General features: G+C 64.5%; 26 protein-coding genes and 1 riboswitch. Of the genes, 12 read left to right on the top strand and 14 right to left on the bottom strand.

The features are described from left to right. Positions 1 to 415 precede the first annotated feature (415 nt). Positions 416 to 1,117 carry an XRE family transcriptional regulator gene (locus OO306_RS24065; protein ID WP_099428232.1) on the top strand — a complete coding sequence of 234 codons (702 nt, stop codon included), beginning with the start codon at positions 416 to 418 and terminating at the stop codon, positions 1,115 to 1,117. Between the two features lie 322 nt (positions 1,118 to 1,439). Here OO306_RS24065 and OO306_RS24060 read toward each other — a convergent pair whose 3' ends face one another. Then, complete coding sequence (locus OO306_RS24060; protein WP_265970089.1) at positions 1,440 to 4,379, bottom strand: TonB-dependent receptor; 2,940 nt, start codon at positions 4,377 to 4,379, stop codon at positions 1,440 to 1,442. Positions 4,380 to 4,567: 188 nt separating this feature from the next. Here OO306_RS24060 and OO306_RS24055 point away from each other — a divergent pair, with 188 nt between their 5' ends. From OO306_RS24055 to OO306_RS24045, 3 genes are read left to right on the top strand one after another with little or no spacing between them, the layout of a single operon-like run. Continuing rightward, a complete protein-coding gene (locus OO306_RS24055; protein ID WP_099452776.1) occupies positions 4,568 to 5,107 on the top strand; it encodes a sigma-70 family RNA polymerase sigma factor in 540 nt (179 codons plus the stop codon). Continuing rightward, positions 5,100 to 6,047, top strand: coding sequence for a FecR domain-containing protein (locus OO306_RS24050; RefSeq protein ID WP_265970088.1), 948 nt, complete (start codon positions 5,100 to 5,102; stop codon positions 6,045 to 6,047). Before OO306_RS24055 ends, OO306_RS24050 begins: the two co-directional genes overlap by 8 nt. A gap of 30 nt (positions 6,048 to 6,077) precedes the next feature. After that, positions 6,078 to 6,968, top strand: a complete 891-nt coding sequence (locus tag OO306_RS24045) for an alpha/beta hydrolase (protein ID WP_265970087.1) — start codon at positions 6,078 to 6,080, stop codon at positions 6,966 to 6,968. A 113-nt stretch (positions 6,969 to 7,081) separates the two neighbouring features. On the opposite strand, the gene OO306_RS24040 is transcribed toward OO306_RS24045, so the two are convergent. Then, the gene (locus OO306_RS24040; RefSeq protein WP_265970090.1) at positions 7,082 to 8,296 is read right to left on the bottom strand and encodes an RtcB family protein; all 1,215 of its coding nucleotides are present in this window, start codon (positions 8,294 to 8,296) and stop codon (positions 7,082 to 7,084) included. A 95-nt stretch (positions 8,297 to 8,391) separates the two neighbouring features. Beyond that, positions 8,392 to 8,533, top strand: a riboswitch (FMN riboswitch). An 80-nt stretch (positions 8,534 to 8,613) separates the two neighbouring features. On the opposite strand from OO306_RS24040, the gene ribB reads away from it, so the two are divergent. From ribB to OO306_RS24015, 5 genes are all read left to right on the top strand, one after another. Beyond that, complete coding sequence (ribB, locus tag OO306_RS24035; protein ID WP_186703991.1) at positions 8,614 to 9,264, top strand: 3,4-dihydroxy-2-butanone-4-phosphate synthase; 651 nt, start codon at positions 8,614 to 8,616, stop codon at positions 9,262 to 9,264. Between the two features lie 328 nt (positions 9,265 to 9,592). Beyond that, positions 9,593 to 9,835, top strand: a complete 243-nt coding sequence (locus OO306_RS24030; RefSeq protein ID WP_027594918.1) for an exodeoxyribonuclease VII small subunit — start codon at positions 9,593 to 9,595, stop codon at positions 9,833 to 9,835. After that, entirely contained in the window at positions 9,832 to 10,719 is an 888-nt protein-coding gene (gene ispA, locus OO306_RS24025) for a (2E,6E)-farnesyl diphosphate synthase (protein ID WP_027594917.1), read from the top strand. The genes OO306_RS24030 and ispA overlap by 4 nt, the downstream gene beginning before the upstream one ends. Before the next feature lie 183 nt (positions 10,720 to 10,902). Then, entirely contained in the window at positions 10,903 to 12,798 is a 1,896-nt protein-coding gene (dxs, locus tag OO306_RS24020) for a 1-deoxy-D-xylulose-5-phosphate synthase (RefSeq protein WP_265970086.1), read from the top strand. 122 nt (positions 12,799 to 12,920) lie between these two features. Then, entirely contained in the window at positions 12,921 to 14,795 is a 1,875-nt protein-coding gene (locus tag OO306_RS24015) for a TonB-dependent receptor (protein WP_265970085.1), read from the top strand. Here OO306_RS24015 and OO306_RS24010 read toward each other — a convergent pair. The 12 genes from OO306_RS24010 to nrdR all read right to left on the bottom strand — a co-directional run bounded on the left by OO306_RS24010 (position 14,773) and on the right by nrdR (position 23,563). Beyond that, complete coding sequence (locus OO306_RS24010; RefSeq protein WP_265970084.1) at positions 14,773 to 15,585, bottom strand: cobalamin-binding protein; 813 nt, start codon at positions 15,583 to 15,585, stop codon at positions 14,773 to 14,775. The genes OO306_RS24015 and OO306_RS24010 overlap by 23 nt on opposite strands. Continuing rightward, entirely contained in the window at positions 15,585 to 16,004 is a 420-nt protein-coding gene (locus OO306_RS24005) for an MFS transporter (protein WP_252826562.1), read from the bottom strand. The genes OO306_RS24010 and OO306_RS24005 overlap by 1 nt, the downstream gene beginning before the upstream one ends. Then, positions 16,001 to 16,618: a GTP cyclohydrolase II gene (gene ribA, locus OO306_RS24000; protein WP_027594912.1), complete on the bottom strand. Its 618-nt coding sequence runs from the start codon at positions 16,616 to 16,618 to the stop codon at positions 16,001 to 16,003. Before ribA ends, OO306_RS24005 begins: the two co-directional genes overlap by 4 nt. 217 nt (positions 16,619 to 16,835) lie before the next feature. Next, positions 16,836 to 17,579: an ABC transporter substrate-binding protein gene (locus OO306_RS23995; protein ID WP_265970083.1), complete on the bottom strand. Its 744-nt coding sequence runs from the start codon at positions 17,577 to 17,579 to the stop codon at positions 16,836 to 16,838. A 16-nt stretch (positions 17,580 to 17,595) separates the two neighbouring features. Further along, positions 17,596 to 18,099: a phosphatidylglycerophosphatase A gene (locus tag OO306_RS23990; RefSeq protein ID WP_027594910.1), complete on the bottom strand. Its 504-nt coding sequence runs from the start codon at positions 18,097 to 18,099 to the stop codon at positions 17,596 to 17,598. After that, positions 18,096 to 19,064, bottom strand: a complete 969-nt coding sequence (thiL, locus tag OO306_RS23985; protein WP_265970082.1) for a thiamine-phosphate kinase — start codon at positions 19,062 to 19,064, stop codon at positions 18,096 to 18,098. Before thiL ends, OO306_RS23990 begins: the two co-directional genes overlap by 4 nt. An 18-nt stretch (positions 19,065 to 19,082) precedes the next feature. Further along, on the bottom strand, positions 19,083 to 19,583 hold the full coding sequence (gene nusB / locus OO306_RS23980) for a transcription antitermination factor NusB (protein ID WP_027594908.1): 501 nt from the start codon (positions 19,581 to 19,583) through the stop codon (positions 19,083 to 19,085). After that, positions 19,580 to 20,056, bottom strand: coding sequence for a 6,7-dimethyl-8-ribityllumazine synthase (gene ribE, locus OO306_RS23975; RefSeq protein ID WP_265970081.1), 477 nt, complete (start codon positions 20,054 to 20,056; stop codon positions 19,580 to 19,582). Before ribE ends, nusB begins: the two co-directional genes overlap by 4 nt. Positions 20,057 to 20,147: 91 nt before the next feature. Further along, entirely contained in the window at positions 20,148 to 21,239 is a 1,092-nt protein-coding gene (gene ribBA / locus OO306_RS23970) for a bifunctional 3,4-dihydroxy-2-butanone-4-phosphate synthase/GTP cyclohydrolase II (protein WP_012270288.1), read from the bottom strand. Positions 21,240 to 21,257: 18 nt separating this feature from the next. Then, a complete protein-coding gene (locus OO306_RS23965) occupies positions 21,258 to 21,923 on the bottom strand; it encodes a riboflavin synthase (RefSeq protein ID WP_027594907.1) in 666 nt (221 codons plus the stop codon). A 42-nt stretch (positions 21,924 to 21,965) separates the two neighbouring features. Further along, complete coding sequence (gene ribD, locus OO306_RS23960) at positions 21,966 to 23,096, bottom strand: bifunctional diaminohydroxyphosphoribosylaminopyrimidine deaminase/5-amino-6-(5-phosphoribosylamino)uracil reductase RibD (RefSeq protein ID WP_265970080.1); 1,131 nt, start codon at positions 23,094 to 23,096, stop codon at positions 21,966 to 21,968. A 2-nt stretch (positions 23,097 to 23,098) separates the two neighbouring features. Continuing rightward, positions 23,099 to 23,563: a transcriptional regulator NrdR gene (gene nrdR / locus OO306_RS23955; protein WP_009685710.1), complete on the bottom strand. Its 465-nt coding sequence runs from the start codon at positions 23,561 to 23,563 to the stop codon at positions 23,099 to 23,101. Between the two features lie 105 nt (positions 23,564 to 23,668). Here nrdR and OO306_RS23950 point away from each other — a divergent pair, with 105 nt between their 5' ends. From OO306_RS23950 to trxA, 3 genes are read left to right on the top strand one after another with little or no spacing between them, the layout of a single operon-like run. Next, the gene (locus tag OO306_RS23950; protein WP_027594905.1) at positions 23,669 to 24,121 is read left to right on the top strand and encodes a YbaY family lipoprotein; all 453 of its coding nucleotides are present in this window, start codon (positions 23,669 to 23,671) and stop codon (positions 24,119 to 24,121) included. Next, on the top strand, positions 24,122 to 24,781 hold the full coding sequence (locus tag OO306_RS23945; protein ID WP_085274018.1) for a methyltransferase: 660 nt from the start codon (positions 24,122 to 24,124) through the stop codon (positions 24,779 to 24,781). A 31-nt stretch (positions 24,782 to 24,812) separates the two neighbouring features. After that, a complete protein-coding gene (gene trxA / locus OO306_RS23940) occupies positions 24,813 to 25,685 on the top strand; it encodes a thioredoxin (protein ID WP_099452764.1) in 873 nt (290 codons plus the stop codon). The last annotated feature ends 193 nt before the right edge of the window (positions 25,686 to 25,878 follow it).

The raw sequence follows: 25,878 nt of genomic DNA, 5'->3' as shown, positions 1-25,878 counted from the left end.
TCCTCGTGGACGACTCAGGAGGTCATTGGACATGGGACAACGCACCAGCCTGGTTGCGGGTTGACGGAAACGACGCCCGGACGGACGCCAGCCCAGCGCATACAGGTAGCACTGTGCGTGCTACCTGCCGCTCCCACACCGACCGCGTTATGCCCCTATTTACAGGGCATGCGCGAACATTGTGGGAGCGGCCTTGTGCCGCGATGGGCCGCAAAGCGGCCCCAATACAGGCGATGGATAACTTAAGTGAACAGCATTACGCCTCGGCGGGGTTTTTTATGCGCGAGGGAACACCCTCCAGTAAAAATTCCTACATCGCCCTACTCCAACGCCCTACAACCAAGCACCTTTCGCACAAGCCGCATCAACATCCGGTTCATATGCCAGCTGGCACCCGGCCGCTACACTTGCGGCCATGAACACATCCGGTGACCGCCTCAAAGCCCTCCTGCACGAATGTGGCTTGACCCCTTCCGATTTCGCTGCCCAACGCAGCGTCACACCCCAGCACGTCAATAACTGGTTCAGACGGGGTGTTCCGTTGGCTCGCCTCGATGAAATGGCCGACTTGTTTTGCGTGCATCGCCGTTGGCTGCGCAGCGGCGAAGGCCCCAAGCACCCCAACCCGATCTTGCGCAGCGGCCCGCCACGGCCACCGCACACCAACCCGCCCACCCCGCTGTCAGCACACAGCGGCCGGCTGCTGCAGGTGCCGTTTTACGCACTGCAGCACGGCCTGCTTGCCCCCGTGGCCAACCATCACCTGCGCCTGCCCACCACGGCGTTAAAGGCGCTGGGCGTTGCTGCGCAAAATGCCATCTGCCTGGCCATGCCTGCCGCCAACATGGCCCCGCTGATCCCGCTGGAGGCCACCTTGGCGGTAGACCTGAGCATGACCGAAGTCATCGAGGGCGAGACCTATGCCTTGCTGCACAACGGCACCCTGAGGGTGAACAACCTCAGCCTCGGCCCGCACGGCACCCTGTACCTGCACAGCCATGACCGGCGCAACTACGCCGTCGAGCGCTACACCCGCGCCCAGCGCCAGGCCCAAGGCCTGGAGATTCTCGGCTGGGTCTTCCACTGGTCGCATTTCCGCCGCCATCGCCCCAGCTGAAACACGCTGTGCCATTTTTTGCTGGGCATACTGCGCAAGCCCTTGTATGCTACGCGGCACATTTAGCCCCGACCGGCGCAAGCCGCGGTCCAGAGGGCTCGGCGACACCCCACACGGGCGTTGACCATCTCTATCAGGTCCTTGTGACCACACAGTTAAGGCGGTTGCGGCTTACCATAAATTAGTCGGAAGCGTCCCCGAGAAGCCGGCCACAAGCCGGCTTTTTAATGCCTGCTTGAAAGCCATCCCCTACTAAAACCCGCTTTAGCAAGACCACTCAAAGGCGATGGCAAACCCGCCGTGCCACCGCCCTCACCTACCTTCAAAACCTAGTCACCACCCCCATTCGTACCGTCCGCCCGGGAGCCGGCATGAAGCTCTGCGCCAGCGGGTCCAGGTAATAGCGATCAGTCAGGTTCTGCAGCGAAACATTCACCTCGGTGTTCTCAAGCAGCGCGTACTTGAGGAACAGATCGAACAGCGCCACCGAGCGGTACTCGACCTGCGGCGTGGTAGCGCCGGACTGCCAGGGCTTGTCGAGGGTACTGGTAGGCCCGGAGGTGTAGGTCACGCGCCCGCCTACCGTCAATGCTTCGTCTAAGAAACGCAGGCCAGTGGTCAGGTTGGCGGAGAACCGTGGTGGGTTCTGGGTGTTGGTGTAGGAGCCCATGTAGCTGCCCGGTGTGCAGTTTGGCGTGTCTTGGGTCTTCTGGTAAGGGTTGGCGGTGGCGCGCAGTTTGCCGGCAAAGTCCGCGTCGCAGGTCTCGGTCTTGAGGTAGTAGGTGGCCGACAGGTCGGCGAACACACGGCCGGCATCGTAGTTTGACTGCAGTTCAAGGCCGCGGGTGCTGAAGCTGTCGGTGTTGCTGAAGGTCATCTGGCCCCACAGGCCAGGGCTCGGGTCGTAATAGCGGGTGATGTAGTGCTTGATCTTGTTGTCGAAGAAGGCCAGCTTGATCGCGGCTGAGTCGTGATCGGTAAAGAGGTTGTCGCGCAAGGCGCTGACGCCGATTTCCCAGCTCTGCGAGCGCTCGGGCTTGAGGCTTTTGCCGGGGCTGACTTGCTGAGTGCCCTGGCTGGTCTCGAACAGTGACGGCAGGCGCAGGCCTTGGGTGTAGGTGACATAGAAGTACGTGTCGGGCATCAGCTCGACATTGATGCCGAATGCCGGCGAAAAGCCGCCACCGCTGCTGCTGCCCTGCGGGGTATGGTCGTAGCCTGTGACCACGCTGCTGATGCCTTCGGGGCTGACCTGAACGCTGGTCGCGCCGAAGTCATTGAAGCGCACACCGTTGAATGGCTCGTTGCTGTTGCTGAAGACGATGCCGTTGTTCAGCCGGGGGTCGGTGGCGTCGGTGTACTGGCCATTCTGGTCGGGGAACCAGGTCATGCTGCCCCAGCCCTTGGGGCCACTCGCCGAGATGTAGCGCACGTCGCGATCCTCGCGGCGGGCGGTGGCCAGCACGGTATTGTCTTTGGTGCGGAAGTGGCTGTAACGGCCCCCGCCCCACAGGGTCAATTGCTCGATCGGCTGGTACTCGAGCTTGCCGTTGAAGCTGAATTCCTGCCGCGAAGCATCGCGCAGGGTGCGGTTGGCATCGACGTCGTGCTGGGTGATCAGCACGCTTTTCTGCGGTTGCAGGTCTTCCAGTTGGAACGCGCCACCCAAGTCAAGCTTGAAGTCGCCATGGGCCGTTTCGAACCTGGAGAGGTTGTTCAGGTCGCCGCCGATACGGCGGTTGTCCTGGCGTGTCCAACTGCGGTCAGAACGAAACAACTGGGACACCGGCGCCGTCCATGCCGAACTCAACGAGCTGGTCTTGGCGTCGGTCATCCACAGGTTACTGGTCAGGTCGACCCACGGGTTGCCGGCGGGCAGGTAGTGGTAGCGTGCGGTATAGGTATCGATCTTCACCTCGCCCAAGGGGTACTGATAAATACCGGCGGTACCGAAGCGGTAGATGTCTGAGGGCATGATCTCGGCAGTGCGCCCGTCGTAGCGGCGGTAGCCCAAGTCCAGGGTGTGATCGTCGGTTATCCGCCAGGTCGCCTTGAGCAGGTACGAGTCGGTTTTCGATGAGGAGTTGAGCACTTCCTCGCCCGCGTTATAGGTCATCGCCACGCTGGGCTGTTCACTGCCGTAATCGTTGTAGAGGCGGTAGCGGTCCTGGCCTTTCTTGCCGGAAAAGTAGTTGCCTTGGTTGCGGTGCACGTAGGCCGCCACCACATCCAGCTGTTCGGTGGTAAAGGCAAACGCGGCGCTGCCCGATTCGGCTTCAGAGCCGAACAGGCTGGCGCGGTTGTCGCGCGGAGGCGCCGACAGGCTTTCATCCTTGGAACTGGAACTGCGATGGGCGGGGGCTACGCCGTTGTCCCAGAGGTCGCCCTTGAGGCGCACGCCAACCTGGTTGCCGTCGACCAGAATGTCCTGCACGCCGATCGTCTGCATTTCCACCGTGCCGCCAATCGCTCCGGATTTGGTTGACGGCCCTTTGTTCACGGTCAGGCTGCTGATCAGGTCGGGGTCGATGTAGCTGCGCTGCTGCGTGCCGCCATAACCGCGATAGACATCCAGGGCCTGCTCCGAGCCATCGACCTTCACCGCTACCCGGCTCTGCCCCTGGATACCGCGAATGTTGACGTCCAGGGCGCCGCCGTTGCGAGTGTCACCGACTTGCACGCCCGGCACACCGTTGAGCAGATCGCCCACGGAGACCCGGCCGAAGCGGTCGATCTGTTCGCTGCTCAGGTGCACCGATGAGCGTGGGGCCCGGTAAGTATCCGCCTGAGGCCCCTGTGCGGCAGCGTCGACCATCGTCGGCGATAACTCTGCTGCAGCACGCGTTGCAGCGCCCTGCGCCATCAGCACGTAGCTGCCGGTCGAGCTCGCCACCAGCTGCAGCCCGGTATTGGCCAGCAACCGCTGGATGCCCTCACTGACGGTGTACCGCCCCTTCAGGGCCGGCGCCGTGCGCCCGCGGGTCAGGTCAGGATCATAAGACACCAGCAGCCCGGATTGGCTGGTGAAACTGCCCAGCGCTGCGCCCAGCGGGCCTTTGGCAATGTTGTAGTCACGCGGCGTGGCATCGTCCAGGCGGGTCGCGGCGACCGCAGCCGTGCCGGTGCCCTGGGCCAGGGCCAGGCTGCTGTTCAGCAACCCGGCGCCACAGCAACTGATCATCGTGCAACGCAGGGCGAAGGTGATGGGCGACAGGCAAAGTCGAGGGCGTGGAGCAGGTGAAGGACAACGTACTGGGAGCATGCTTTTCTCGCTCGTAGGGTGTGCGCCCACCACTGGCTGCGGGCTGTTACCTCCTCTGTCGCACGAGATCGAAAAAAGGATATGTGTGCAGGGCCACCGGCTGAATTTGCCGGTTCGGCCTTGTGATCTGAGCAATTCTAGTGATAATGGTTTTCATTTGCGACAGTCTTGCACCGACTCAACCCACGATGAATGCGCCCTTCTCCCCGCCGAACAGTACCGAGCCGTGCAGCGTCGAGACGTTGTACATCGAGAATCACGCCTGGTTACGTAACTGGCTCGCCTACCGGCTGAGGTCGTGGGGACGCGGGGTGGCCGATGACCTGGCGCATGACATTTTCCTACGGGTGCTTACCAGCCGGGAGGGTGCGCGGGTCGAACCGATCCGTCAGCCACGCGCCTACCTAACCCGCATCGCCAATTGTGTGCTGGTCAGCTGGCGGCGCCGGCAGTCGCTGGAGCGTGCTTGGCTCGAGGCGTTGCAGTTGCTGCCAGAACCCGAGCACCCTTCGCCTGAACTGCAAAGCGTGATCCTCGAGACCCTGCACGAGATCGACACGCTGCTGGATACGCTGCGGCCCCGCGTGAGGCAGGCGTTTCTGATGGCAACGCTGGACGGCATGAAGCAGAAAGACATTGCCGTGGCCCTGAACATCGCGCTGCCGACGGTCAAGAAGTACATCCACGAGGCCTACCTGGCCTGCCTGACGCAGATGCCCGATGAATAACCGCACGGCCCCGCTTGACGATGCCATCCCCCAACAGGTGCTTGCCCAAGCGGCCTCCTGGCTGATGCTGATGCAGGAAGGGCCGCTGCTGCCAGCGCAACAGCGCGAATTGGAGCGCTGGCGGCGTGCCAGTGCTGAGCATGAACGGGCGTGGCAAAGGGCACAGCGCCTGCTAACACGCCTGGGCAGCCTGCCTCCAACGCTGGCCAAGCAGACCTTGGATCGCCCGACAGGCAGGCGCGCTGTGCTGCGCGGGCTGCTTCTGCTGATCGGTGCCGCACCGCTCAGCTGGTGGGCATGGCGCTCAGGCGTTGGCAACGATTACCAGACGTCTGTGGGCGAACGCCAACACGCACGGCTCGCCGACGGCACACAGATCACCCTCAATAGCGACAGCGCCGTGGACGTGCTTTTCAACAGCGCGCAACGCTTGCTGCACCTGCGCCGTGGCGAGGTGTACATCGCGACCGCTGCCGACCCACGCCCGCTCATGGCACAGACCCAGCAAGGCCAACTGCTCGCGTTGGGTACGCGATTCAGCGTGCGCCAGCTGGCCGATGAAACCTTGCTAGCGGTGTACGAAGGCGCCGTACAGGTTCGCCCAGAACACGCCAGCGTGGCCCCTGGCGAAAACATCATCCGTGCTGGGCAACAAGTTCGTTTCAGCCGCGAGCGCATGGGGCTCATCGAGCAGGCCCGGGAGACCACCCTGGCGTGGCGCAACGGCTTGCTGGTGGCCGACGACATGCCAGTAAGGCTGTGGGCGCATGAATTGATGCGCTACACCGACCAACAGCTTGAGTGCGACCCCGTGCTGGGTGAGCTGCGGGTGTCTGGCACATTCCCCATCGATGACTTGCCGCTGGCCTTGGCCATGCTGGCACAGACCTACACGCTGCAGGTTCGACACACCGGCAGGCACGTATTCATTAGCCGTTGATCAACACCAACGACCGAGCGAGATTCCCCGATGAGCAAAATGCCCTTGTACCTGGCCATGGCACTGGCCCTCGCTGCACCAGCAGCTCTGGCGCAACCGGTGCGCGATCAGAAAATGGACACGTCGCTGCTGCAGCGCCAGAACCTGGCCTATCGCTTCAGCCAGCATGACCTGGATTCGGCCGATGGCCAGCGCCATTACCGTCTATGGATCGGCCAGCCGAATCGCCCGGCGCCCGCGGCGGGCTACCCGGTGTTGTGGATGCTCGACGGCAACGCCGCGCTGGGTGCCCTGGACAGCGAACAACTGGGCAAGCTTGCCGCAGGCCAAGCCCCGTTGCTGGTCGCCGTGGGCTACCAGACCGACCAACGCATCGAACGTGCCGGGCGAACGTATGACTACACCCCCGCACTGCCTGGGCAAGCGGAACAGCGCGACCCGCTGACGGGCCAGCCCAGCGGTGGCGTGGAGGCGTTTTTCGACCTGCTGAGCCAGCGCATGCGGCCGATGGTCGCCGCTGTAGCGCCGATCGACCTGCAACGGCAAACACTGTGGGGGCATTCCTATGGCGGCCTGGCGGTGCTGCATGCGCTGTTCACCCGGCCGGCCGAGTTCAGTGACTACGCAGCGGCCAGCCCGTCGCTGTGGTGGCATGACGGGGCGATTGTTCGGGAAGCTGAGGGGCTGCAGCAGCGCTTGGGTGGCAGCCGCCCGAGGCTGGTGCTGATGCGCGGTGGCGATGAGTCGTCGAACCCGCGTGCAGCGGTGAAAGGCGACGCGGAGCGGCCGGCGCGTGAGCTGGTAGCGGACCTGGCCAAGGTGCCTGGGTTGCAGGTGCGCTTCGAGCGGTTCGACGGGTTGGGGCATGGGCCGATGTTGCCGGCCTCGCTGAAAAGCGTAATTGAAGGAATGTCTCGGTAAACCTGCGCCGGCCTCTTCGCGGGGCAAGCCCGCTCCCACAGGTTACCCCTCCGGTCCTGAGGGCAGTGCAGATTATGTGGGAGCGGGCTTGCCCCGCGAAGAGGCCGGCCCAGTCACCCCTTCACACACACCACCTGGCGCAGCGTGTGCACCACCTCCACCAGGTCGCGCTGCGCACGCATCACCGCATCGATGTCCTTGTAGGCCATCGGTATCTCATCGATCACCGCCTTGTCCTTGCGGCACTCCACATGCGCAGTGGCCCGTCGCTGGTCTTCCACAGTGAAGCGGCTTTTGGCCCGGGTTCGGCTCATCACCCGCCCGGCCCCATGGCTGCAAGAGCAGAACGCCTCTTCATTGCCCAACCCGCGCACGATGAAACTCTTTGCCCCCATCGAACCGGGGATGATGCCCAACTGCCCTTTCTGCGCCGACACCGCGCCCTTGCGCGTCACCAGCACTTCGCGCCCGAAATGCTGTTCGCGCTGCACATAGTTGTGGTGGCAGTTCACCGCCTCCAGGCTGGCCTCGAACGGCCGGCCAAGCACCCTACGGGTCGCGGCAACCACTGCCAGCATCATCAGTTCGCGGTTCTGCCGGGCAAAGTCCTGCGCCCACTCAACCGCTTCGACGTAGTCGGCAAAGTGGCGGCTGCCTTCCTCGAAGTACGCCAGGTCCTTGTCCGGCAGGTTGGCCAGGTGCTGGCGCATGTCGGCATGGGCCAATTCGATGAACAGGTTGCCGATCGCATTGCCAACGCCACGCGAGCCGCTGTGCAACATGAACCACACGCGGTCGGCCTCATCCAGGCAAACCTCGATGAAGTGATTGCCGCCGCCCAGGGTGCCCAGGTGATGCCGGTTATTGGTTTTCTCCAGCCGCGGGTACTTGTCGGTGATGGCCTTGAAGCGCGTTGCCAGCGTGCCCCAGCGTTTGTCAGCCTTGGCTGGCACGTTGTCCCAGGCGCCTTGGTCGTGGCGGCCGAAGGTCTTGCCATGGGGCACGGCCTGCTCGATCGCCGTGCGCAAACCGTGCAGGTTGTCGGGCAGGTCGCGGGCGTGCAGCGAAGTCCGCGCGGCGATCATGCCGCAGCCGATGTCCACGCCAACGGCGGCGGGGATGATAGCGCCAACGGTAGGGATCACGCTGCCGATGGTCGAGCCCTTGCCCAGATGCACATCCGGCATCACGGCCAGGTGCTTGAAGATGAACGGCAATTTGGCCGTGTTCAGCAACTGCTGGCGCGCTTCGTCTTCGATCGGCACGCCGTCGGTCCACAACTTGATCGGCTTGCCGCCGGCGACCTGGAGAATGTCCATGCTGTCGATTCCGAGTAGAACATGCCTGCCATGATACCGCCGATGCTCGCCTAAGGTCTTAGCCAGGCGGGTTGCCAGCAGGGTGGCTCTGTGGGGTATGCTTGCCGGGTCTTCAGGGCGGGGTGTAAGTCCCCACCGGCGGTAAATCGAAAGATGAGCCCGCGAGCGCCCCGGCCATGCCGGGGGTCAGCAGATCTGGTGAGACTCCAGAGCCGACGGTCATAGTCCGGATGAAAGAAGGCGTCAGGCAGGGGCCATTCGGGCGCCCCTGCGCGCGCGTTTTGTTCGCCCCGAGACGTTCATCGATCATTTACGAGGAGCGTTTCATGTCCCCTATGCTGCAAAAGCAATACCCCAACATTTCTGCCGCCATCGCCGCTTTTCAGGCCGGGCGCCCCGTACTGCTGCTGGACGACGATGACCGCGAGGACGAAGCGGACATCATTGCCGCCGCCGAAAACATCTCGTTGCAAACTATGGCCATGATGATTCGTGACTGCAGCGGCATCGTTTGCCTGTGCCTGGACGAAGCGACCGTGGACGCCCTGCAACTGGCGCCGATGGTGCAGAACAATCAGGCGCGCCATGGCACCGGGTTCACCGTCACCATCGAGGCGGCGGACGGCATCACCACCGGCGTTTCGGCGCAAGACCGTGTCACCACCATCGCTGCGGCGCTCAGCTCGACCGCCGAGCAACGGCATATCGTCAGCCCTGGGCATGTGTTCCCGCTGCGCGCGCGCAATGGTGGTGTGCTGACCCGCCGCGGCCATACCGAAGGTTCGGTCGACCTGGCGCGCCTGGCCGGGCTGCGGCCGGCAGCGGTGTTGTGCGAGCTGATGAACCCCGACGGCAGCATGGCGCGTGGGGAGCAGGTGGCGGTGTATGCGCGGCAGTACAATTTGCCGGTGCTGACCATTGAAGAGCTGGCGCGGTACCGCGAGGCGATGGTGGAGCGCGAAGCGGCTACGGCTTGATGGCTTCCAAGCGCTTGGCTTAAGGAAGATGGCGGCGCGCACATCGGGCGCCGCCAGCGCGGCGCTTCGCAGCACAAGGCTGCTCCTACATTTTTTTGGGCCAATTATTCCTGCGACAAACGCGCGTGATCGCCTTTATCACAGGCATGACTGGCCCAAACCAGATGTAGGAGCAGCCTTGTGCTGCGAAGCGCCGCGCGGGCGGCGCTCGATCTCGAATGCGCAACAACTATCACGCCCGACCGCATAGCCCTACCCACACAAGTTTGCTCCCCCTGCCCCGCTCTGCTAGTGTCGCGCCGTTCAGAACGCCACCGAGACAGTCGCCATGGCCCGCAAAAAAGCCTCCCTCGATTTCGAGCAATCCCTCGCAGACCTGCAAGCCCTGGTCGAGCGCCTGGAGAACGGCGAGTTGTCGCTGGAAGATTCGCTGGCCGCCTTCGAGCAAGGCATCGCCCTGACCCGCGATTGCCAGGGCGCCCTGGCCCAGGCTGAGCAGAAAGTGCAAATCCTTCTGGAACGCGACGGTGAGCTGGCAGCCCAGCCCTTCGACGCGGAGCCGGAAGCATGATCAGCACCTACCAGGCCAACTGCCAGGCCCGCGTCGACGCCGCCCTCGAACCGCTGTTTCAAGCACCTACCAAAGAACTCGAGCGCCTCTACGCCGCCATGCGCTACAGCGTGATGAACGGCGGCAAGCGTGTACGCCCGCTGCTCGCTTACGCGGCCTGCGAAGCCCTGGGTGCACCTGCCGAACAGGCCAACGGTGCAGCGTGCGCGGTCGAACTGATCCACGCGTACTCGCTGGTGCATGACGACCTGCCGGCGATGGATGACGACGACCTGCGTCGCGGCCAACCGACCACCCACAAAGCCTTCGACGAAGCCTGCGCCATCCTCGCCGGTGACGGCCTGCAGAGCCTGGCCTTCAGCGCCCTGCTCGACCCACGCCTGAGCCCGCAGTCCGACGCCCTTCGCCTGGCCATGGTCCAGGCCCTGGCCAAGGCTGCCGGCCCAGCCGGCATGGTGGGTGGCCAGGCCATCGACCTGGGCTCGGTGGGCATCAAGCTGGACCAGCAGGCGCTGGAATTCATGCACCGGCACAAGACCGGCGCGCTGATCGAAGCCAGCGTGCGCCTGGGCGCCCTGGCCAGCGCCCGCGCCGAGCCGGCGCAACTGGATGCCTTGCAGACCTACGCTCAGGCCATTGGCCTGGCGTTTCAGGTGCAGGACGACATCCTCGACGTAGAAAGCGACACCGCCACCCTTGGCAAACGCCAGGGTGCCGACATCGCCCGAGACAAACCGACCTACCCGGCCCTGCTTGGCCTGGAGGCCGCCAAGGCCTATGCAATCGAACTGCGCGACCAGGCGCTGGCCGCATTGCAAGGGTTTGGTGAAACTGCCGAGCCGCTGCGGGCGCTGGCGCGCTACATCGTCGAACGCCGCAACTGATTCAACGGGGCCGCCATGCGGCCCATCGCCGGCAAACCGGCTCCCACAGCAAAACGCTGAACGTGTGGGAGCTGGCTTGCCGGCGATGGGCTGCAAAGCAGCCCCGTGCTACCCCCTCTCAATGGGCACTTTTCCCACAATGGGGTAAACTGCCGCGTCTTCACACCTATAACGACTCGCCTGATGCCCACGACGTTTCAAGAGATCCCCCGCGAACGCCCGGTCACGCCGTTGCTCGACCGCGCTGACACGCCTGCCGGCCTGCGCCGGCTGGCCGAAGCCGACCTGGAGACCCTGGCCGACGAGTTGCGCCAGGAACTGCTCTACACCGTGGGACAGACCGGTGGGCATTTTGGTGCCGGCCTGGGCGTGATCGAGCTGACGATCGCCCTGCACTACGTCTTCGACACCCCGGACGACCGGCTGGTGTGGGACGTCGGCCACCAGGCCTACCCGCACAAGATCCTCACCGGCCGCCGCCAGCGCATGCTCAGCCTGCGCCAGAAGGACGGCATCGCCGCCTTCCCGCGCCGTAGCGAGAGCGAGTACGACACCTTTGGCGTCGGCCACTCCAGCACCTCGATCAGTGCAGCGCTGGGCATGGCCATCGCCGCCCGCCTGCAGAACAGCGCACGCAAGTCGATTGCGGTGATCGGCGACGGCGCCCTGACCGCCGGCATGGCCTTCGAGGCGTTGAACCACGCCCAGGAAGTCAACGCCGACATGCTGGTGATCCTCAACGACAACGACATGTCGATTTCGCGCAATGTCGGCGGCCTGTCCAACTACCTGGCCAAGATTCTCTCCAGCCGCACCTACGCGAGCATGCGCGAGGGCAGCAAGAAGGTGCTTTCGCGCCTGCCAGGCGCGTGGGAAATCGCCCGTCGCACCGAGGAATATGCCAAAGGCATGCTGGTCCCCGGCACCCTGTTCGAAGAACTGGGCTGGAACTACATCGGCCCGATCGACGGCCACGACCTGCCGACCATGATCGCCACCCTGCGCAACATGCGTGACCTCAAAGGCCCGCAGTTCCTGCACGTGGTGACCAAGAAGGGCAAAGGCTTCGCCCCGGCCGAGGTCGACCCGATCGGCTACCACGCCATCACCAAGCTCGAGCCCGCCGACAAGCCCGCCGCGCCGAAAAAACCCAGCGGGCCCAAGTACTCCGCCGTGTTCGGCCAGTGGCTGTGCGACATGGCCGCCAGCGACAATCGCCTGGTTGGCATTACCCCGGCGATGAAGGAAGGCTCCGACCTGGTCGACTTCAGCGAACGCTACCCGGAGCGCTACTTCGACGTGGCGATTGCCGAGCAGCACGCGGTCACCCTGGCCGCCGGCATGGCCTGCGAAGGCAGCAAGCCGGTGGTGGCGATCTATTCGACGTTCCTGCAGCGCGCCTATGACCAGCTGATCCACGACGTGGCGGTACAGAACCTCGATGTGCTGTTCGCCATCGACCGCGCCGGCCTGGTGGGTGAAGACGGCCCGACCCACGCCGGCAGCTACGACTTGTCGTACCTGCGCTGCATCCCCGGCATGCTGGTGATGACCCCGAGCGACGAGAACGAACTGCGCAAGATGCTCACCACCGGCCACCTGTACAACGGCCCGGCGGCAGTGCGCTACCCGCGCGGCACCGGCCCCAACGCACCGATCAGTGGGGACCTTACCCCCCTGGAAATCGGCAAGGGCGTCATCCGCCGCCAGGGTGAGAAAGTCGCCCTGCTGGTATTTGGCGTGCAACTGACCGAAGCCTTGCAGGTTGCCGAGCAGATCAACGCCACGGTGGTCGACATGCGCTTCGTCAAGCCACTGGACGAGGCACTGGTACTCGAATTGGCGGGCAGCCATGAACTGCTGGTGACTATCGAAGAAAATGCCATCATGGGCGGTGCAGGGGCTGCCGTGGGTGAGTTCCTGGCTAGCCAGGCCCTGGTCAAGCCGCTGCTGCACTTGGGCTTGCCGGACATTTATGTCGAGCATGCCAAGCCGGCGCAGATGCTGGCTGAGTGTGGGCTGGATGCTGCTGGCATCGAGGCTTCGGTTAAAGCGCGTATGGCCAAGCTCGGCTTGTAACCCCTGGGGCCGCTTTGCGGCCCTTTCGCGACACAAGGCCGCTCCTACAGGATTGCGCTGGCCCTGTAGGAGCGGCCTTGCGTCGCGATCGAGGGCGCAGCCCTCGCAAAATGGTAATGCCCATGAAAATCCCGAGCTTCACCGCCACCCTCCTGTGCCTACCGCTGCCGCTTCTAGCCGCTGAACGCGACGACGCCCTGAAACTCCCCGATGTGCTGATCAGCGCCAACCGCCAAGTCGAGTCGCGCACCGCCACCAGCGCCGCCAACACCGTCTTCACCCGCACCGACATTGACCGCCTGCAACCCACCAGCGTCACCGACCTGCTAGCCCGCGTCCCCGGCGTGCAAGTCGCTCCCACGGGGGGGCGCGGCAGCCTGCCCGGTATCTTCATCCGCGGCACCAAGGCAGCGCAAAGCCTGGTACTGGTCGATGGCGTGCGCATCGCCAACGCCACCTCCGGCGACAGCGGCCTGCAATTTCTCGATGTCGACCAGATCGAGCGTGTCGAAGTACTGCGCGGCTCCCGCTCGGCGATCTACGGCAGCGATGCCATTGGCGGCGTGATTCAGATCTTCACCCGGCGCAGCAGCGGCCCTGGCCTGCAACCGCGCCTGCGCCTGGCCGCCGGCAGCAACCAGACCTTCCAACGCAGCCTGGGCCTGGCCGGTGGCAACGGCGCCACCCGCTTCAACCTGGGCGCCAGCCTGGACGAAACTGCCGGCATCGACGCCACCGGCCCGTCCTTTGCCAGCGATGGGGATCACGATGCGTACCGCAACAAGTCATTCAACCTGAGCCTCAGCCACACCTTCGGCGAACGCTTCGAGGCCGGCCTCAACCTGCTCGACAGCCATGGGCGCAGTGAATACGACAACCCGTTCGGTGGCTTCAACCCGGTCACCTTCGAGAGCTTCGGGCAAAAGCCCTACACCGATTTCAGCGTCAGCAGCCTGGGCACCTACTTCGATGCCCAGCTCAACGACAGCTGGCATTCGCGCCTGGACCTTGCCCACAGCGAAAACCGGGACGACAAGCGCGACAAGCTCAGCGATGAGCGCTTCGTGTTCAACACCTATCGTGATCAACTCACCTGGCAAAACGACCTGGCCTTGAACGACCAGCACACGCTGCTGATCGGCGGGGATTGGTACGAAGACCGCGTGCACGGCAGCACTGACTTCACCGAAGACAGCCGCTGGAACCGGGCGGCCTTCGTTCAACATCGGTACCGGGGAGAGCAGTTTTCCACCGAGCTGGGCGTGCGCCGCGACCAAAACCAGCAGTTCGGTGGCCAGACCACCTGGAGCGGTAGCCTTACCGTACCCGTGAACGCGTCCAACGATGTGCTGCTGTCCTACAGCGAAGGCTTCCGAGCCCCAACGTTCAACGACCTGTATTACCCAGCATTCAGCAACCCAGACCTGAGCCCAGAGCACTCCAAAAGCTACGAACTGCAATGGCGCAGCCAGCTCACCTCGGACAGCCGCCTGGAGACGTCGCTGTACCGCACCGACCTGCGCGACGCGATCATCTTTGGCCAGGACGCGATCCCGCGCAACGTCGCCTCGGCGCGCATCAACGGCGTTGAGTTGTCCCTCGACCAGCAATGGGGCGCATGGCGCAGCCAGCTCGGCCTGGCGCTGATCGACCCGCGCGACCGCGACAGTGGCCATACCCTCGCCCGCCGCGCTCGCCGTACCGTGAGCCTGGACCTGGACCGCGCATTTGGGCGGTTCAGTGTGGGCGGAAGCTGGCAAGCCGTCAGCGCCAGCTACGATGACGAAGCCAACCGCAACCGGCTCGCCGGCTTTGGCCTGCTCGGCCTGCGCGGTAGCTGGGCGGCAACGGATGAACTGAAACTGGAAGCGAAGCTGGACAACCTGCTGGACCACACCCACAGCCGCGCCCTGTACAGCTATGAAGGCGCCAGCCACAGCTACCGCGAAGAAGGCCGCACCGTGCTGTTCAGCGTCACCTGGACGCCGGCGCTTTAGCTTCGAGCAACGCGCATAAGCGGGCGGTGGCCTCGATCATCTGCCCACTGGGCCGTTCCAGCCCTTTGTCGGGCACCACCAGCAAGCGCTCATCGGCCACTGCACGCAGGCGTGGCCAGGCCCTCCAGCTGTCCAACTGCGCCTGATCACCCGCCAGAATCACCTGCGGGTCTTGCAGCAGTACAGACTCCACGCTCACCTGAGGGGCTGGCTGGTTGAGGTCGGCGAACACATTACGCGCGCCACATACGGCCAGCGCGTCGCTGACCACCTGCCTGCCACCCAGGGTGTACAAGGGCTGATCCCAGACTTGGTAGAACACGCGCAGCGGCTGCTCACGCCGATACTGCTGGCGCAGTTGCCGCAGCCTGTCACGCAGGGCCTGGGCGTATTGCTGGCCCTGCCCTTCGCGGCCGACGCGCAGGGCGATGGCTTCGATCTGATCGATCAACTGGTCGATGTCGTGGGGTTCGGCGCTGAAGGTGGCGATGCCCAGGCGCTTGAGCTGATCACGCTGTGCTGGTGCCACACTGCCGGGCCAGAGCAGCAACAAGTCAGGCTGCAAGCTGAGCAGACGCTCCATGTTCAGTTGGCCTTGGCGGCCGACCGAAGGCACCTCACGCAATGCTGGCGGGCGATCACCGCCGTCGAGCACGCCGACCAACAGGTCATCGGCGTGCAGTTCAAGCATGATTTCGCTCATCGAAGGTGCCAGGCTGACCACCCGCAGGGGCTCGCCGGCGCTGGCGCTACAGGCGCACAGCGCCAGTAGCCAGAGAAGGCTGCGCATCAGCCCAGCTGACGTGGGATGCGGTACAGGTAGAGCACCACCACGGTGGACAGCGCCAAAAGGATTTGCGGCACGGCCTCCAGCCCCACCAGCACCGACAGCGCGGCAACCCAGGCGGGGAAGCAGGCATACAGCATGGCGATGCGCCGCACCCGCGCCAGCGTTATCCAGGCTGCCGGCTCTTCGGTGCTGCCGAGCACCTTGGAGGTCGCGATCAGCGCACGCTTGTAGGCACCGAAGCGCGGCAGGCTAAGGAACATGGTCGCCGCACCCGCGATGAACAGTGGCATGGCCAGCACCGGGATCAACGCATCACCGCCACCAAACGCCCAGGCCATCACCGGCAGCGGCACCAGGCCCACCGCCAGGTATTGCCACCAGGCCAGCGCCAGGCGCCGCTTGACCTCGGCGCGGGTCACGCCTGGGGCACCTCGCCCTGGTGTTCGTTGCCCAGCATGTGGCCGAGCTTGCCGGCTTTGGTCGCCAGGTAGTAGCGGTTGTGCGGGTTATGGCCGGTGTGCAGCGGCACGCGTTCGGCGACGACGATGTTCATGTCGGTCAGTGCCTTGACCTTGCGCGGGTTGTTGGTCATCAGGCGCAGGGATTTCACACCCAAGTGTTCGAGCATCGGCAGGCAGATGGCGTAGTCACGCTGGTCGGCAGCAAAGCCCAGGCGCTCGTTGGCTTCGACCGTGTCGGCACCACCGTCCTGCAGCTCATAGGCGCGGATCTTGTTCAACAGGCCGATGCCACGGCCTTCCTGACGCAGGTACAACAGCACACCACGGCCTTCACGTGCGATGGCCTGCAGGGCGGCTTCCAGTTGCGAACCGCAGTCGCAGCGCTGGCTGAACAGGGCATCGCCGGTCAGGCACTCGGAGTGCAGGCGCCCCAACACCGGTTCACCGTCAGCGATATCACCCAGGCTGAGCACCACGTGCTCACGGCCGGTGGCTTCTTCGAGGAAGCCATGCATGGTGAAAGTCGCGAACGGGGTCGGGAGTTTAGAGGCGGCAACAAAGACGACGGGCACGTTGTGCTCCTGAAATAAGTAGTAAATTTCTCGTGGGGCGATTGTATCAGCAGGTCGGCGCCAGTGCGCTGGCTGAATACCGCGGTTTAAGATCGAAAAGTTCGATGCTTATTTTTCCGCACCCTCTGTAGGAGCAGCCTTGTGCTGCGAAGAGGCCCGCTGGAGCAGCACCGATCGTTGCGCTTGTCACCGGCCTCTTCGCAGCACAAGGCTGCTCCTACAGCGGCTTGCTGTCGGCAGTGAAGGGATACGGCTGCTTCCAGTGTTCGAAAATCGGCTTCAACTCACCACTGCGCACCAGCTCGGCCATGCGCTTGTCGAACAGCTCCAGCAGTGCCTTGGCCTCATCGTTATTGGCGAACGCCAGGTACAACGGCAGTTCGGCGACGTGGCTTTTACGAAAGCGTGCAGGCTCCGACGCCTGGCCAAGCACGTAGTCGACCTCGGTCAGCGCATCGATGTAGAAGTCCACACGGTCGTGCTCGAGCATCGGCAAAATGCCTTCACGGCGTTGAATCTCGCGGTAGTCATGGGCATTGGGCAAGTAGCTGGCGTAGTCGTAGCCACGCACCCAAGCCAGGCGATACTGGCCAACCGTGCTCGGCGTAGGTACCGGCTTGCTGGCAAGCCCCAAGGCATAGATGTGGTCCATGTCGAAGTGCCAGCGCGGGTAGAGATTATCCTCGCTCTCGCCCTTGTAGGAGCCTACCCAGGCATCAGCTTCGCCCCGCTTTACCAGCCCAACTGCACGGCTGTAGGGCGCGCTCTGGGTGACGACCTTGACCCCGGCCGGCTCGAACACCTTGCGCAGCACATCCCAGGCAACCCCGGTACCGTTGGCGTTGGTGTAGTCGAGCCATTCTTCGCTGACCAGATGGACCTGCTTTGGCACACCTTCGGCCGCCCCCACCCAGGGAGCACAACCCAGCAGCATTGCCAACAGCACAGTCCTTATGGCCATTCACGCGCTCCCTGCCTCAGGCAACCGCCCACACCAGAACTTGCATGCCCAGCCAAGCGAACACGCCGGCCAGGATATCGTCGAGCATGATCCCGACCCCTCCATGCACATGGCGGTCGATCCAGCGAATCGGCCACGGCTTGAGGATGTCGAAGAAACGGAACATCAGGAACCCTGCCAGCAACCATTGCCAGCCTTCTGGCACCAGCCAGAGGGTGATCCACATGCCGACCATCTCGTCCCAAACAATGCCTTCATGATCGTGAACGCGCAAGTCATTGGCGACCTTGCCGCACAGCCAGAAGCCAAACAGCATGGTAATGCCCAGCAGCAACCAATAGCCCCAATCCGGCAACATCTGCCACAGCGGTATGAAGGGTATGGCCACCAGCGAACCCCAGGTGCCCGGTGCCTTGGGCAAGGTGCCGGAACCGAAGCCGAAGGCGATGAAGTGCCAGGGGTTGCGCCAGACCGAGGGCGGAACGAACTCCGCAGGCACCTGATTGGGGTGATCGGTCACGGTGTCTCCCTAAAATGTTGATAGCCGCGTTGCCGCGGGGTGATGTCCTGGCCCTGCCCGTCACGCAGGCTGACGCCCTGGCCTTCGAGCACCCGCCCGATGACATGGAACGTCGCCAGGCCTTGGGCCTGCAGGGATGAAAGCTGAGCCGGCGGCAAGGTGAACGCCAGCACATAGTCGTCACCCCCGGTCAAGGCAGCCTGCACGGCAGCCTCATGACCGAGGAAGCCCTGCAAAGCGGATGACACCGGCACCTGGTCCAGGTTCACCTCGAGCGCCACGCGGGACGCCTTGGCGATATGCCCGCAGTCGGCCAGCAGGCCGTCGGAAATATCAAGTGCCGCCGTAGCACGCCCGCGCAACAGCTGGCCCAAGGTGAATTGCGGCGAGGGCGACCAGTAGTGGTCGAGCAACGGCTGGGCAAGGGCAACATCGGCATGGCGCTCGCCCAGAACCAGCGGCAAGGCGCCCGCAGCGTTGCCCAGTTCACCGCCTACACACAGCAGGTCACCCGGGCGGGCACCGCCACGGCGCAACGCCTGCCCGGCCGGCACGCGGCCGAACACGGTCAGGGTGATGCTCAAGGGGCCACGGGTGGTATCACCGCCAATCAGGCTCAACTGGCACTGCCGGGCCATACGGTTGAGGCCGTCAGCGTAGGCTTGCAGCCAGTCGGCGCTGACCTCGGGCAGGGTCAGGGCAAGGGTGAAGCCGATGGGGGTAGCGCCCATCGCCGCCAGGTCACTGGCCGCCACGGCCAGCGAGCGCTGGCCGAGCAGCAGAGGGTCGCAGACCGCAGGGAAATGCACGCCGGCCACCAGGGTGTCGGTGGACACCGCCAGTTGCTCGCCAACAGGCACATCCAGCAGCGCGCAGTCATCACCGATGCCCAGGGCCACGCCCTCACCGCCTTGCGCACAGGGCGCGGCGGCAAAGAAATGGCTGATCAGCTCGAACTCACCCATGGTCCGCCAGCGCCGGGATCAGCGCTTGTTCGCCTTGACTTCCGCTTCGCGCAGCGAAGGGGCGAGCTTGTCCAGCACGCCGTTGACGAACTTGTGGCCGTCGGTGGCACCGAAGACCTTGGCCAGCTCGACACCTTCGTTGATCACGACGCGGTACGGCACATCGGCGCGCATCATCAGTTCCCAGGTGGACAACCGCAACACAGCCAGTTCAACCGGGTCGAGCTCTTCCAGCGCGAGCGCCAGGCAAGGCGTCAGGGCCGCGTCGATCTCGTCCTTCTTGGTCGGAACCCCATGCAGGATTTCGCGGAAGTAGGCGCCATCGACATCGGTGAAATCGTTATCGACCCGGAACTGCGCTTCGATCTCGTTCACCGACTGACGCGCCATGTGCCACTGGTACAGCGCCTGAGTCGCGAGCTTGCGGGCTTCGCGGCGCTTGGCGCTCTTCGAGGGCTTGCCGGCATCCGCAGGTTTTGGATCGCGCGGGTTGAAACGATCGCTTTCGTCGCTAATCACTTGGCCTCCAACTGCGCCAGCAGACTGACCATTTCCAGAGCGGACAGGGCAGCTTCAGCACCTTTGTTGCCGGCTTTGGTGCCGGAACGCTCGATGGCCTGCTCGATGGAGTCGACGGTCAGAACGCCGAAGGCCACCGGAACAACGAACTCCATGGACACCTGGGCCAGGCCCTTGGTGCATTCGCCCGCCACGTATTCGAAGTGCGGGGTACCACCGCGGATCACGGCGCCCAGGGCGATGATCGCGTCGTACGCGCCTTGCTGGGCGACCTTCTGTGCCACCAGCGGGATTTCGAACGCGCCCGGGGCACGGATGATGGTGATGTCGCTTTCGCTGACACCGTGGCGTACCAGGGCATCAACGGCACCGCTTACCAGGCTTTCGACGACGAAGCTGTTGAAGCGGCCAACCACCAAAGCATAGCGACCTTTGGGGGCGATGAAGGTACCTTCGATGGTCTTCAGGGTCATTCCGATGTTCTCATCTTCAAGAGCGAGGCCGCTCGCTGGCGGCCTCGGGAGGGTTTGGACTCGAGCGTGAGGGCGCGCGCGCCGTCTCAAGTCACTCGGAGGGCACGTATTCTACAACTTCCAGATCGAATCCGGATATCGCATTGAACTTCATCGGCGAACTCATCAGGCGCATCTTGCGCACACCGAGGTCGCGCAGGATCTGCGAACCGGCGCCGACGGTGCTGTAGGTGGTCGGTGCCTTGGTCGGTGCATCGCCCGCGCTTTCGCGGATGTGCGCCAGCAGCACGTCGCCGTCCAGCGGGTGGCCCAGCAGCAGCACCACGCCGCTGCCGGCCTCGGCCACGGCAGCCATGGCCGCGCGCAGGCTCCAGCGGCCCGGCTGCTTGACCAGCAGCAGGTCGCGCAGCGGGTCCATGTTGTGCACGCGTACCAGGGTCGGCTCTTCAGCGCAGATTTTGCCCAGGGTCAGGGCCATGTGCACATCGCCTTCCACCGCGTCGCGGTAGGTGACCAGGTTGAACTCGCCCAATTCGCTTTCGACCGGCTGCTCGGAAACGCGCTGCACGGTACGTTCGTGGATCATGCGGTAGTGGATCAGGTCGGCGATGGTGCCGATCTTCAGGCCATGCTCGGCGGCGAACACTTCCAGCTCGGCACGGCGCGACATGGTGCCGTCATCGTTCATCACCTCGCAGATCACGCCGCTCGGCTCGAAGCCTGCCATGCGCGCCAGGTCGCAGGCGGCTTCGGTGTGGCCGGCACGGGCCAGGGTGCCGCCGGGCTGGGCCATCAGCGGGAAGATGTGGCCCGGGCTGACGATGTCTTCGGCCTTGGCGTCCTTGGCCGCGGCCGCTTGCACGGTACGCGCGCGGTCGGCAGCGGAAATACCGGTGGTGACGCCTTCGGCGGCTTCGATCGACACGGTGAACTTGGTGCCGAAGCCGGAGCCGTTGCGCGGCGCCATCAGCGGCAGCTTCAGCGTTTCGCAGCGCTCACGGGTCATCGGCATGCAGATCAGGCCGCGGGCGTGCTTGGCCATGAAGTTGATGTGCTCAGGCAGGCAGCACTCGGCTGCCATGATGATGTCGCCTTCGTTTTCGCGGTCTTCGTCATCCATGAGGATGACCATTTTGCCCTGGCGGATGTCTTCGACCAGTTCTTCGATGCTGTTGAGCGCCACTCGGCACCCCCTTCTCAATCAGGATTTCAAGAAGCCGTTGGCGGCCAGGAAGCTTTCGGTAATGCCACTGCCCTTGCTCGGTTCGGCCGCCTTGTCACCCAGCAGCAGACGCTCCAGGTAACGGGCCAGCAGGTCGACCTCAAGGTTGACCCGACGACCTGCGCGGTAGTCGGCCATGATGGTTTCGGACAGGGTGTGCGGGACAATGGTCAGCTCGAATTCGGCGCCATTGACCTCATTGACCGTCAGGCTGGTGCCGTCGACGGTGATCGAACCCTTGTGGGCGATGTACTTGGCCAGCTCCTTGGGTGCACGCACACGGAACTGGATGGCGCGGGCGTTATCGCTGCGCGAGATGATTTCGCCGACGCCGTCGACGTGGCCGCTGACCAGGTGACCGCCCAGGCGGGTGGTGGGGGTCAGGGCTTTTTCCAGGTTGACCTTGCTGCCGCTCTTGAGGTCGATGAAGGCGGTGCGCTTGAGGGTCTCGACGCTGACGTCGGCCCAGAACCCATTGCCCGGCAGTTCGACGGCGGTCAGGCACACGCCGTTGACGGCGATGCTGTCGCCAAGCTTGACGTCACCCAGGTCGAGCTTGCCGGTCTCGACGTAGACGCGCACGTCGCCGCCCTTGGGGGTCATGCTGCGAATGGTGCCGATGGATTCGATGATGCCGGTGAACATGGGGTCTTCCTCAAGAACGGGTTGCGCAGGGCAAGCCTGGCATTATACGCCGGGCGCCGGCAGGGGGACGGCCGTGACCCGCCAGTCATCGCCCACTGCGCGCATTTCGGTAATTTTCAGTCGCGGTGCTTCGCTCATCTTCGCCAGGGGCCAGTCCAGCAGCGGGCGGGCCTGGGAACCCAGGAAGGTGCCGGCGACGAACAACTGGTATTCGTCGATCAGGCCTTGCCGGGCGAACGCGCCAGCCAGGCCTGCGCCGGCTTCCAGCAGAATCTCGTTGACGCCACGCGCGGCCAGCACACCCATCAACGCAGGCAGATCGACCTGGCCATCGGTGCCTGGCAGGCTCAACAGCTCATGGCCTGCCTCGGCGTAACGCGGCGCTTCAGCGGCGGCCGTCACCACCAGGGCCGGGCCGGCCTGGAAAAACGGCGCATCAAGCGGCAGGCGCAGGCGGCCATCGATCAGCACGCGCAACGGCGTGCGGCTCAAGGCCAGGGCGCGGGTTTCGTCGTCCAGGCCCAGCTCTGCGCCACGCACCGTCATACGCGCATTGTCGGCCAGCACGCTGGCGGCACTGGTGAGCACCACACTGGAGCGAGCGCGCAGCCGCTGAACCGCAGCGCGGGCGGCAGGGCCGGTAATCCACTGGCTTTCGCCGCTGGCCATGGCCGTGCGGCCGTCCAGGCTCATGGCCAGCTTGGCCCTGACAAACGGCAGGCCATGCTCCATGCGCTTGAGAAAACCTGGGTTGAGCGCGCGGGCCTCAGTTTCAAGCACACCGCTGCTGACCTCGATACCGGCCTCTGCCAGGCGCCGCAGCCCCTGCCCCGCCACTTGCGGGTTGGGGTCTTGCATCGCGGCCACCACGCGGGCCACGCCAGCCTTGACCAGCGCTTCGGCACACGGCGGCGTGCGGCCATGGTGGCTGCACGGTTCGAGGGTGACATAGGCGCAAGCGCCGCGGGCGCGCTCACCGGCCTGGCGCAGGGCATGCACCTCGGCATGGGGCTCACCGGCGCGCACGTGCCAGCCTTCGCCGACCACCTCGCCATCGCGCACGATCACGCACCCCACACGCGGGTTGGGGTGGGTGCTGTAAATACCCTTGCGGGCCAGCTCCAGGGCGCGGGCCATGTAGTGGGCATCGAGGATCGCGGTCTGGCTGGGCATGCTCACTCTTTAGCTGGCTCACGGGCCAGGCGGTCGATTTCTTCGCGGAATTCGTCGAGGTCCTGGAAGCGTCGGTAGACCGAGGCGAAGCGGATATAGGCCACCTCGTCGAGCTTGCGCAGCTCGGCCATCACCATTTCACCCACCACCAGTGACTTGACCTCGCGCTCGCCGGTGGCACGCAGGCGGCTCTTGATGTGCGCCAGCGCCGCTTCCAGGCGCTCGACGCTGACCGGGCGTTTTTCCAGCGCCCGCTGCATGCCTGCACGCAACTTGTCTTCGTCGAAAGGCTGGCGCGTGCCATCCTGCTTGATCAGCCGGGGCAGCACCAGTTCGGCGGTTTCGAAGGTAGTGAAACGCTCGCCGCAGGCAACGCACTCGCGGCGGCGGCGCACTTGCTCGCCCTCGGCGACAAGACGAGAGTCGATGACCTTGGTGTCGTTGGCACCGCAAAAGGGACAGTGCATGGTGGCAGGCAACAAAAAAAGGGAGGGCCATGGTAGCGCATCCCACTGGCAAGACAAGCCAAAGGGGTTAACATCCAGGGAAATCTGCCCGTGAAGGAAGCCCCAATGCACTATCGAGCGCTCGTCGTGCTGTGCTGCGCCGCCCTGCTTGCCGCTTGCGGTAGCGACCAGCCCAAGCCCGATCAAGGCCAGGCGCCTGCGCCAGCCAAAGTGGCCAAGAAGGCCCAACCGCTTGGCCCGCTGCCCGCCTACCAGCGTGAGCTGAGCGGTACTTTGCTGGAAATCCCGGCCGGCGCCGACGTGGAGCTGGCCCTGCTGGTGATCGACGAACGCGACCGCCCGCAACGCCTGCTGGCCAGCAGCAACCTGACCGGCACCGGGCAGGCGCTGCCTTATCAGTTGCGCTTCAACCCCGAAGCCTTCCCGGCCGGTGCCCGCGTCGAACTGCGCGGCCGCGCCAGCAGCTCCGGGCAGTTGATCATGCACCTGCCCCCTGTGCGCATCGCCCAGCCGCAAACCCAGGCCACCGGCCCGCTGCGTTTCGAGAAGGCACCGTAAGTGGCGCCACTGGCACTGCAACAGGCCCTCAGTGGCCTGATCGGCGAGGCGCGCCTGGTGGTCAGCGACCTGCCTGACTGCGAATTGAAACTGTGGCTGATCGACGACCAGAACATGGACCGCGCCTTCAGCAGCGAAGAAACCCGGCGCATTCTCGAAGAACCTCCGTACTGGAGCTTCTGCTGGGCCAGCGGCCTGGCCATGGCCCGCTACCTGGCCGCACACCCGGCATGGGTGGCGGGCAAGCGTGTGCTCGATTTTGGCGCGGGCAGCGGCATCGCCGGCATTGCCGCAGCCCGCGCAGGCGCCCTTGAAGTGGTGGCGTGCGACCTCGACCCACTGGCCCTCGACGCCTGCCGCGCCAACGCCGCGTTGAACGGCGTGGAGCTCGGCTACAGCAACGATTTTTTCGCCGAGGACGACCGCTTCGACCTGATCCTGGTCGCCGATGTGCTGTATGACCGCGCCAACCTGCCACTGCTCGATGCCTTCCTCGGCCGCGGTCGCCAGGCGCTGGTCGCCGACTCGCGGGTTCGCGACTTCAGCCACCCGCTGTACCAACAATTGGGCGTGCTCGACGCACTGACCCTGCCGGACCTGGCCGAGCCCCACGAATTCCGCCGGGTCAGCCTGTACCACGCCAGCCGCGAGCCTTTATAGTGGTGCCATTCACGAGTTTGCGAGAGTCGCGATGAGCCAAGACACGCCGTACATTTTCGACGCCACCGATGCCACCTTCCAGCAATTGGTCATCGAAAACTCCTTCCACAAACCGGTCCTGGTGGACTTCTGGGCTGAGTGGTGCGCGCCCTGCAAGGCGCTGATGCCACTGCTGGCGAAAATCGCCGAGGGTTACCAGGGCGAGCTACTGCTGGCCAAGATCAACTGCGACGTGGAGCAGCAGGTGGTCGCCCAGTTCGGCATTCGCAGCCTGCCGACCGTGGTGCTGTTCAAAGACGGCCAGCCGGTCGACGGTTTTGCCGGGGCGCAGCCGGAGTCGGCAATCCGCGCGCTGCTCGAACCGCACGTGCAGATGCCGGCCGAGCCTGCCGCATCGCCGCTGGAGCAGGCCAAGGCGCTGTTCGCCGAAAGCCGCTTCGCCGAGACCGAAGCACTGCTCCAGGCGCTGCTGGGTGAAGACAACAGCAATGCCGAGGCGCTGATCCTGTACGCCCGTTGCCTGGCTGAGCGGGGCGAGCTGGGCGAGGCCCAGGTGGTGCTGGACGCGGTCAAGACCGACGAGCACAAGGCAGCCCTTGCCGGAGCCAAGGCACAGCTGACCTTCCTGCGCCAGGCTGCCAGCCTGCCGGAAGTCGCCGACCTGAAGAGCCGCCTGGCGCAGAACCCAGAAGACGATGAAGCGGCCTACCAGTTGAGCATTCAACAACTGGCCCGTCAGCAGTACGAGGCGGCGCTGGAAGGCTTGTTGAAGCTGTTCAAGCGCAACCGCGGCTACGAGAACGGGTTGCCGCAGAAGGCGATGTTGCAGGTGTTCGAACTGCTGGGCGGTGATCATCCGCTGGTGAGCGTCTATCGCCGCAAGCTGTCTTCAGCCCTGTTCTGAGGCAGGCACGCCCTTGTAGGAGCAGCCTTGTGCTGCGAAGAGGCCGGTGAAAGCACAGTCAATCTGGTAGACGAGGGAAGTCATGCGGCGTCTCCACTGAGGCCGAGTTTTTTCAGGCGTGCGCCAAAGGCGCTGTCGATGGCATCGAGGGCTTCGCGCCCAGGGCCGACCTCGGCCAGCGGCAGCAGCGCCT

The sequence above is a fragment of the Pseudomonas sp. DCB_AW genome (assembly GCF_026240895.1).
Classification (GTDB): domain Bacteria; phylum Pseudomonadota; class Gammaproteobacteria; order Pseudomonadales; family Pseudomonadaceae; genus Aquipseudomonas; species Aquipseudomonas kermanshahensis.
This window is presented reverse-complemented; position numbering and strand designations above follow the sequence as displayed.

Excerpts from the sequence above, each read along its gene's own strand:
- OO306_RS24065 (WP_099428232.1), top strand. The coding sequence starts at position 416 with ATGAACACATCCGGTGACCGCCTCAAAGCCCTCCTGCACGAATGTGGC.
- OO306_RS24060 (WP_265970089.1), bottom strand. The coding sequence starts at position 4,379 with ATGCTCCCAGTACGTTGTCCTTCACCTGCTCCACGCCCTCGACTTTGC.
- OO306_RS24055 (WP_099452776.1), top strand. The coding sequence starts at position 4,568 with ATGAATGCGCCCTTCTCCCCGCCGAACAGTACCGAGCCGTGCAGCGTC.
- OO306_RS24050 (WP_265970088.1), top strand. The coding sequence starts at position 5,100 with ATGAATAACCGCACGGCCCCGCTTGACGATGCCATCCCCCAACAGGTG.
- OO306_RS24045 (WP_265970087.1), top strand. The coding sequence starts at position 6,078 with ATGAGCAAAATGCCCTTGTACCTGGCCATGGCACTGGCCCTCGCTGCA.
- ribB (WP_186703991.1), top strand. The coding sequence starts at position 8,614 with ATGTCCCCTATGCTGCAAAAGCAATACCCCAACATTTCTGCCGCCATC.
- OO306_RS24030 (WP_027594918.1), top strand. The coding sequence starts at position 9,593 with ATGGCCCGCAAAAAAGCCTCCCTCGATTTCGAGCAATCCCTCGCAGAC.
- ispA (WP_027594917.1), top strand. The coding sequence starts at position 9,832 with ATGATCAGCACCTACCAGGCCAACTGCCAGGCCCGCGTCGACGCCGCC.
- dxs (WP_265970086.1), top strand. The coding sequence starts at position 10,903 with ATGCCCACGACGTTTCAAGAGATCCCCCGCGAACGCCCGGTCACGCCG.
- OO306_RS24015 (WP_265970085.1), top strand. The coding sequence starts at position 12,921 with ATGAAAATCCCGAGCTTCACCGCCACCCTCCTGTGCCTACCGCTGCCG.
- OO306_RS24010 (WP_265970084.1), bottom strand. The coding sequence starts at position 15,585 with ATGCGCAGCCTTCTCTGGCTACTGGCGCTGTGCGCCTGTAGCGCCAGC.
- OO306_RS23995 (WP_265970083.1), bottom strand. The coding sequence starts at position 17,579 with ATGGCCATAAGGACTGTGCTGTTGGCAATGCTGCTGGGTTGTGCTCCC.
- thiL (WP_265970082.1), bottom strand. The coding sequence starts at position 19,064 with ATGGGTGAGTTCGAGCTGATCAGCCATTTCTTTGCCGCCGCGCCCTGT.
- ribE (WP_265970081.1), bottom strand. The coding sequence starts at position 20,056 with ATGACCCTGAAGACCATCGAAGGTACCTTCATCGCCCCCAAAGGTCGC.
- OO306_RS23965 (WP_027594907.1), bottom strand. The coding sequence starts at position 21,923 with ATGTTCACCGGCATCATCGAATCCATCGGCACCATTCGCAGCATGACC.
- ribD (WP_265970080.1), bottom strand. The coding sequence starts at position 23,096 with ATGCCCAGCCAGACCGCGATCCTCGATGCCCACTACATGGCCCGCGCC.
- nrdR (WP_009685710.1), bottom strand. The coding sequence starts at position 23,563 with ATGCACTGTCCCTTTTGCGGTGCCAACGACACCAAGGTCATCGACTCT.
- OO306_RS23950 (WP_027594905.1), top strand. The coding sequence starts at position 23,669 with ATGCACTATCGAGCGCTCGTCGTGCTGTGCTGCGCCGCCCTGCTTGCC.
- trxA (WP_099452764.1), top strand. The coding sequence starts at position 24,813 with ATGAGCCAAGACACGCCGTACATTTTCGACGCCACCGATGCCACCTTC.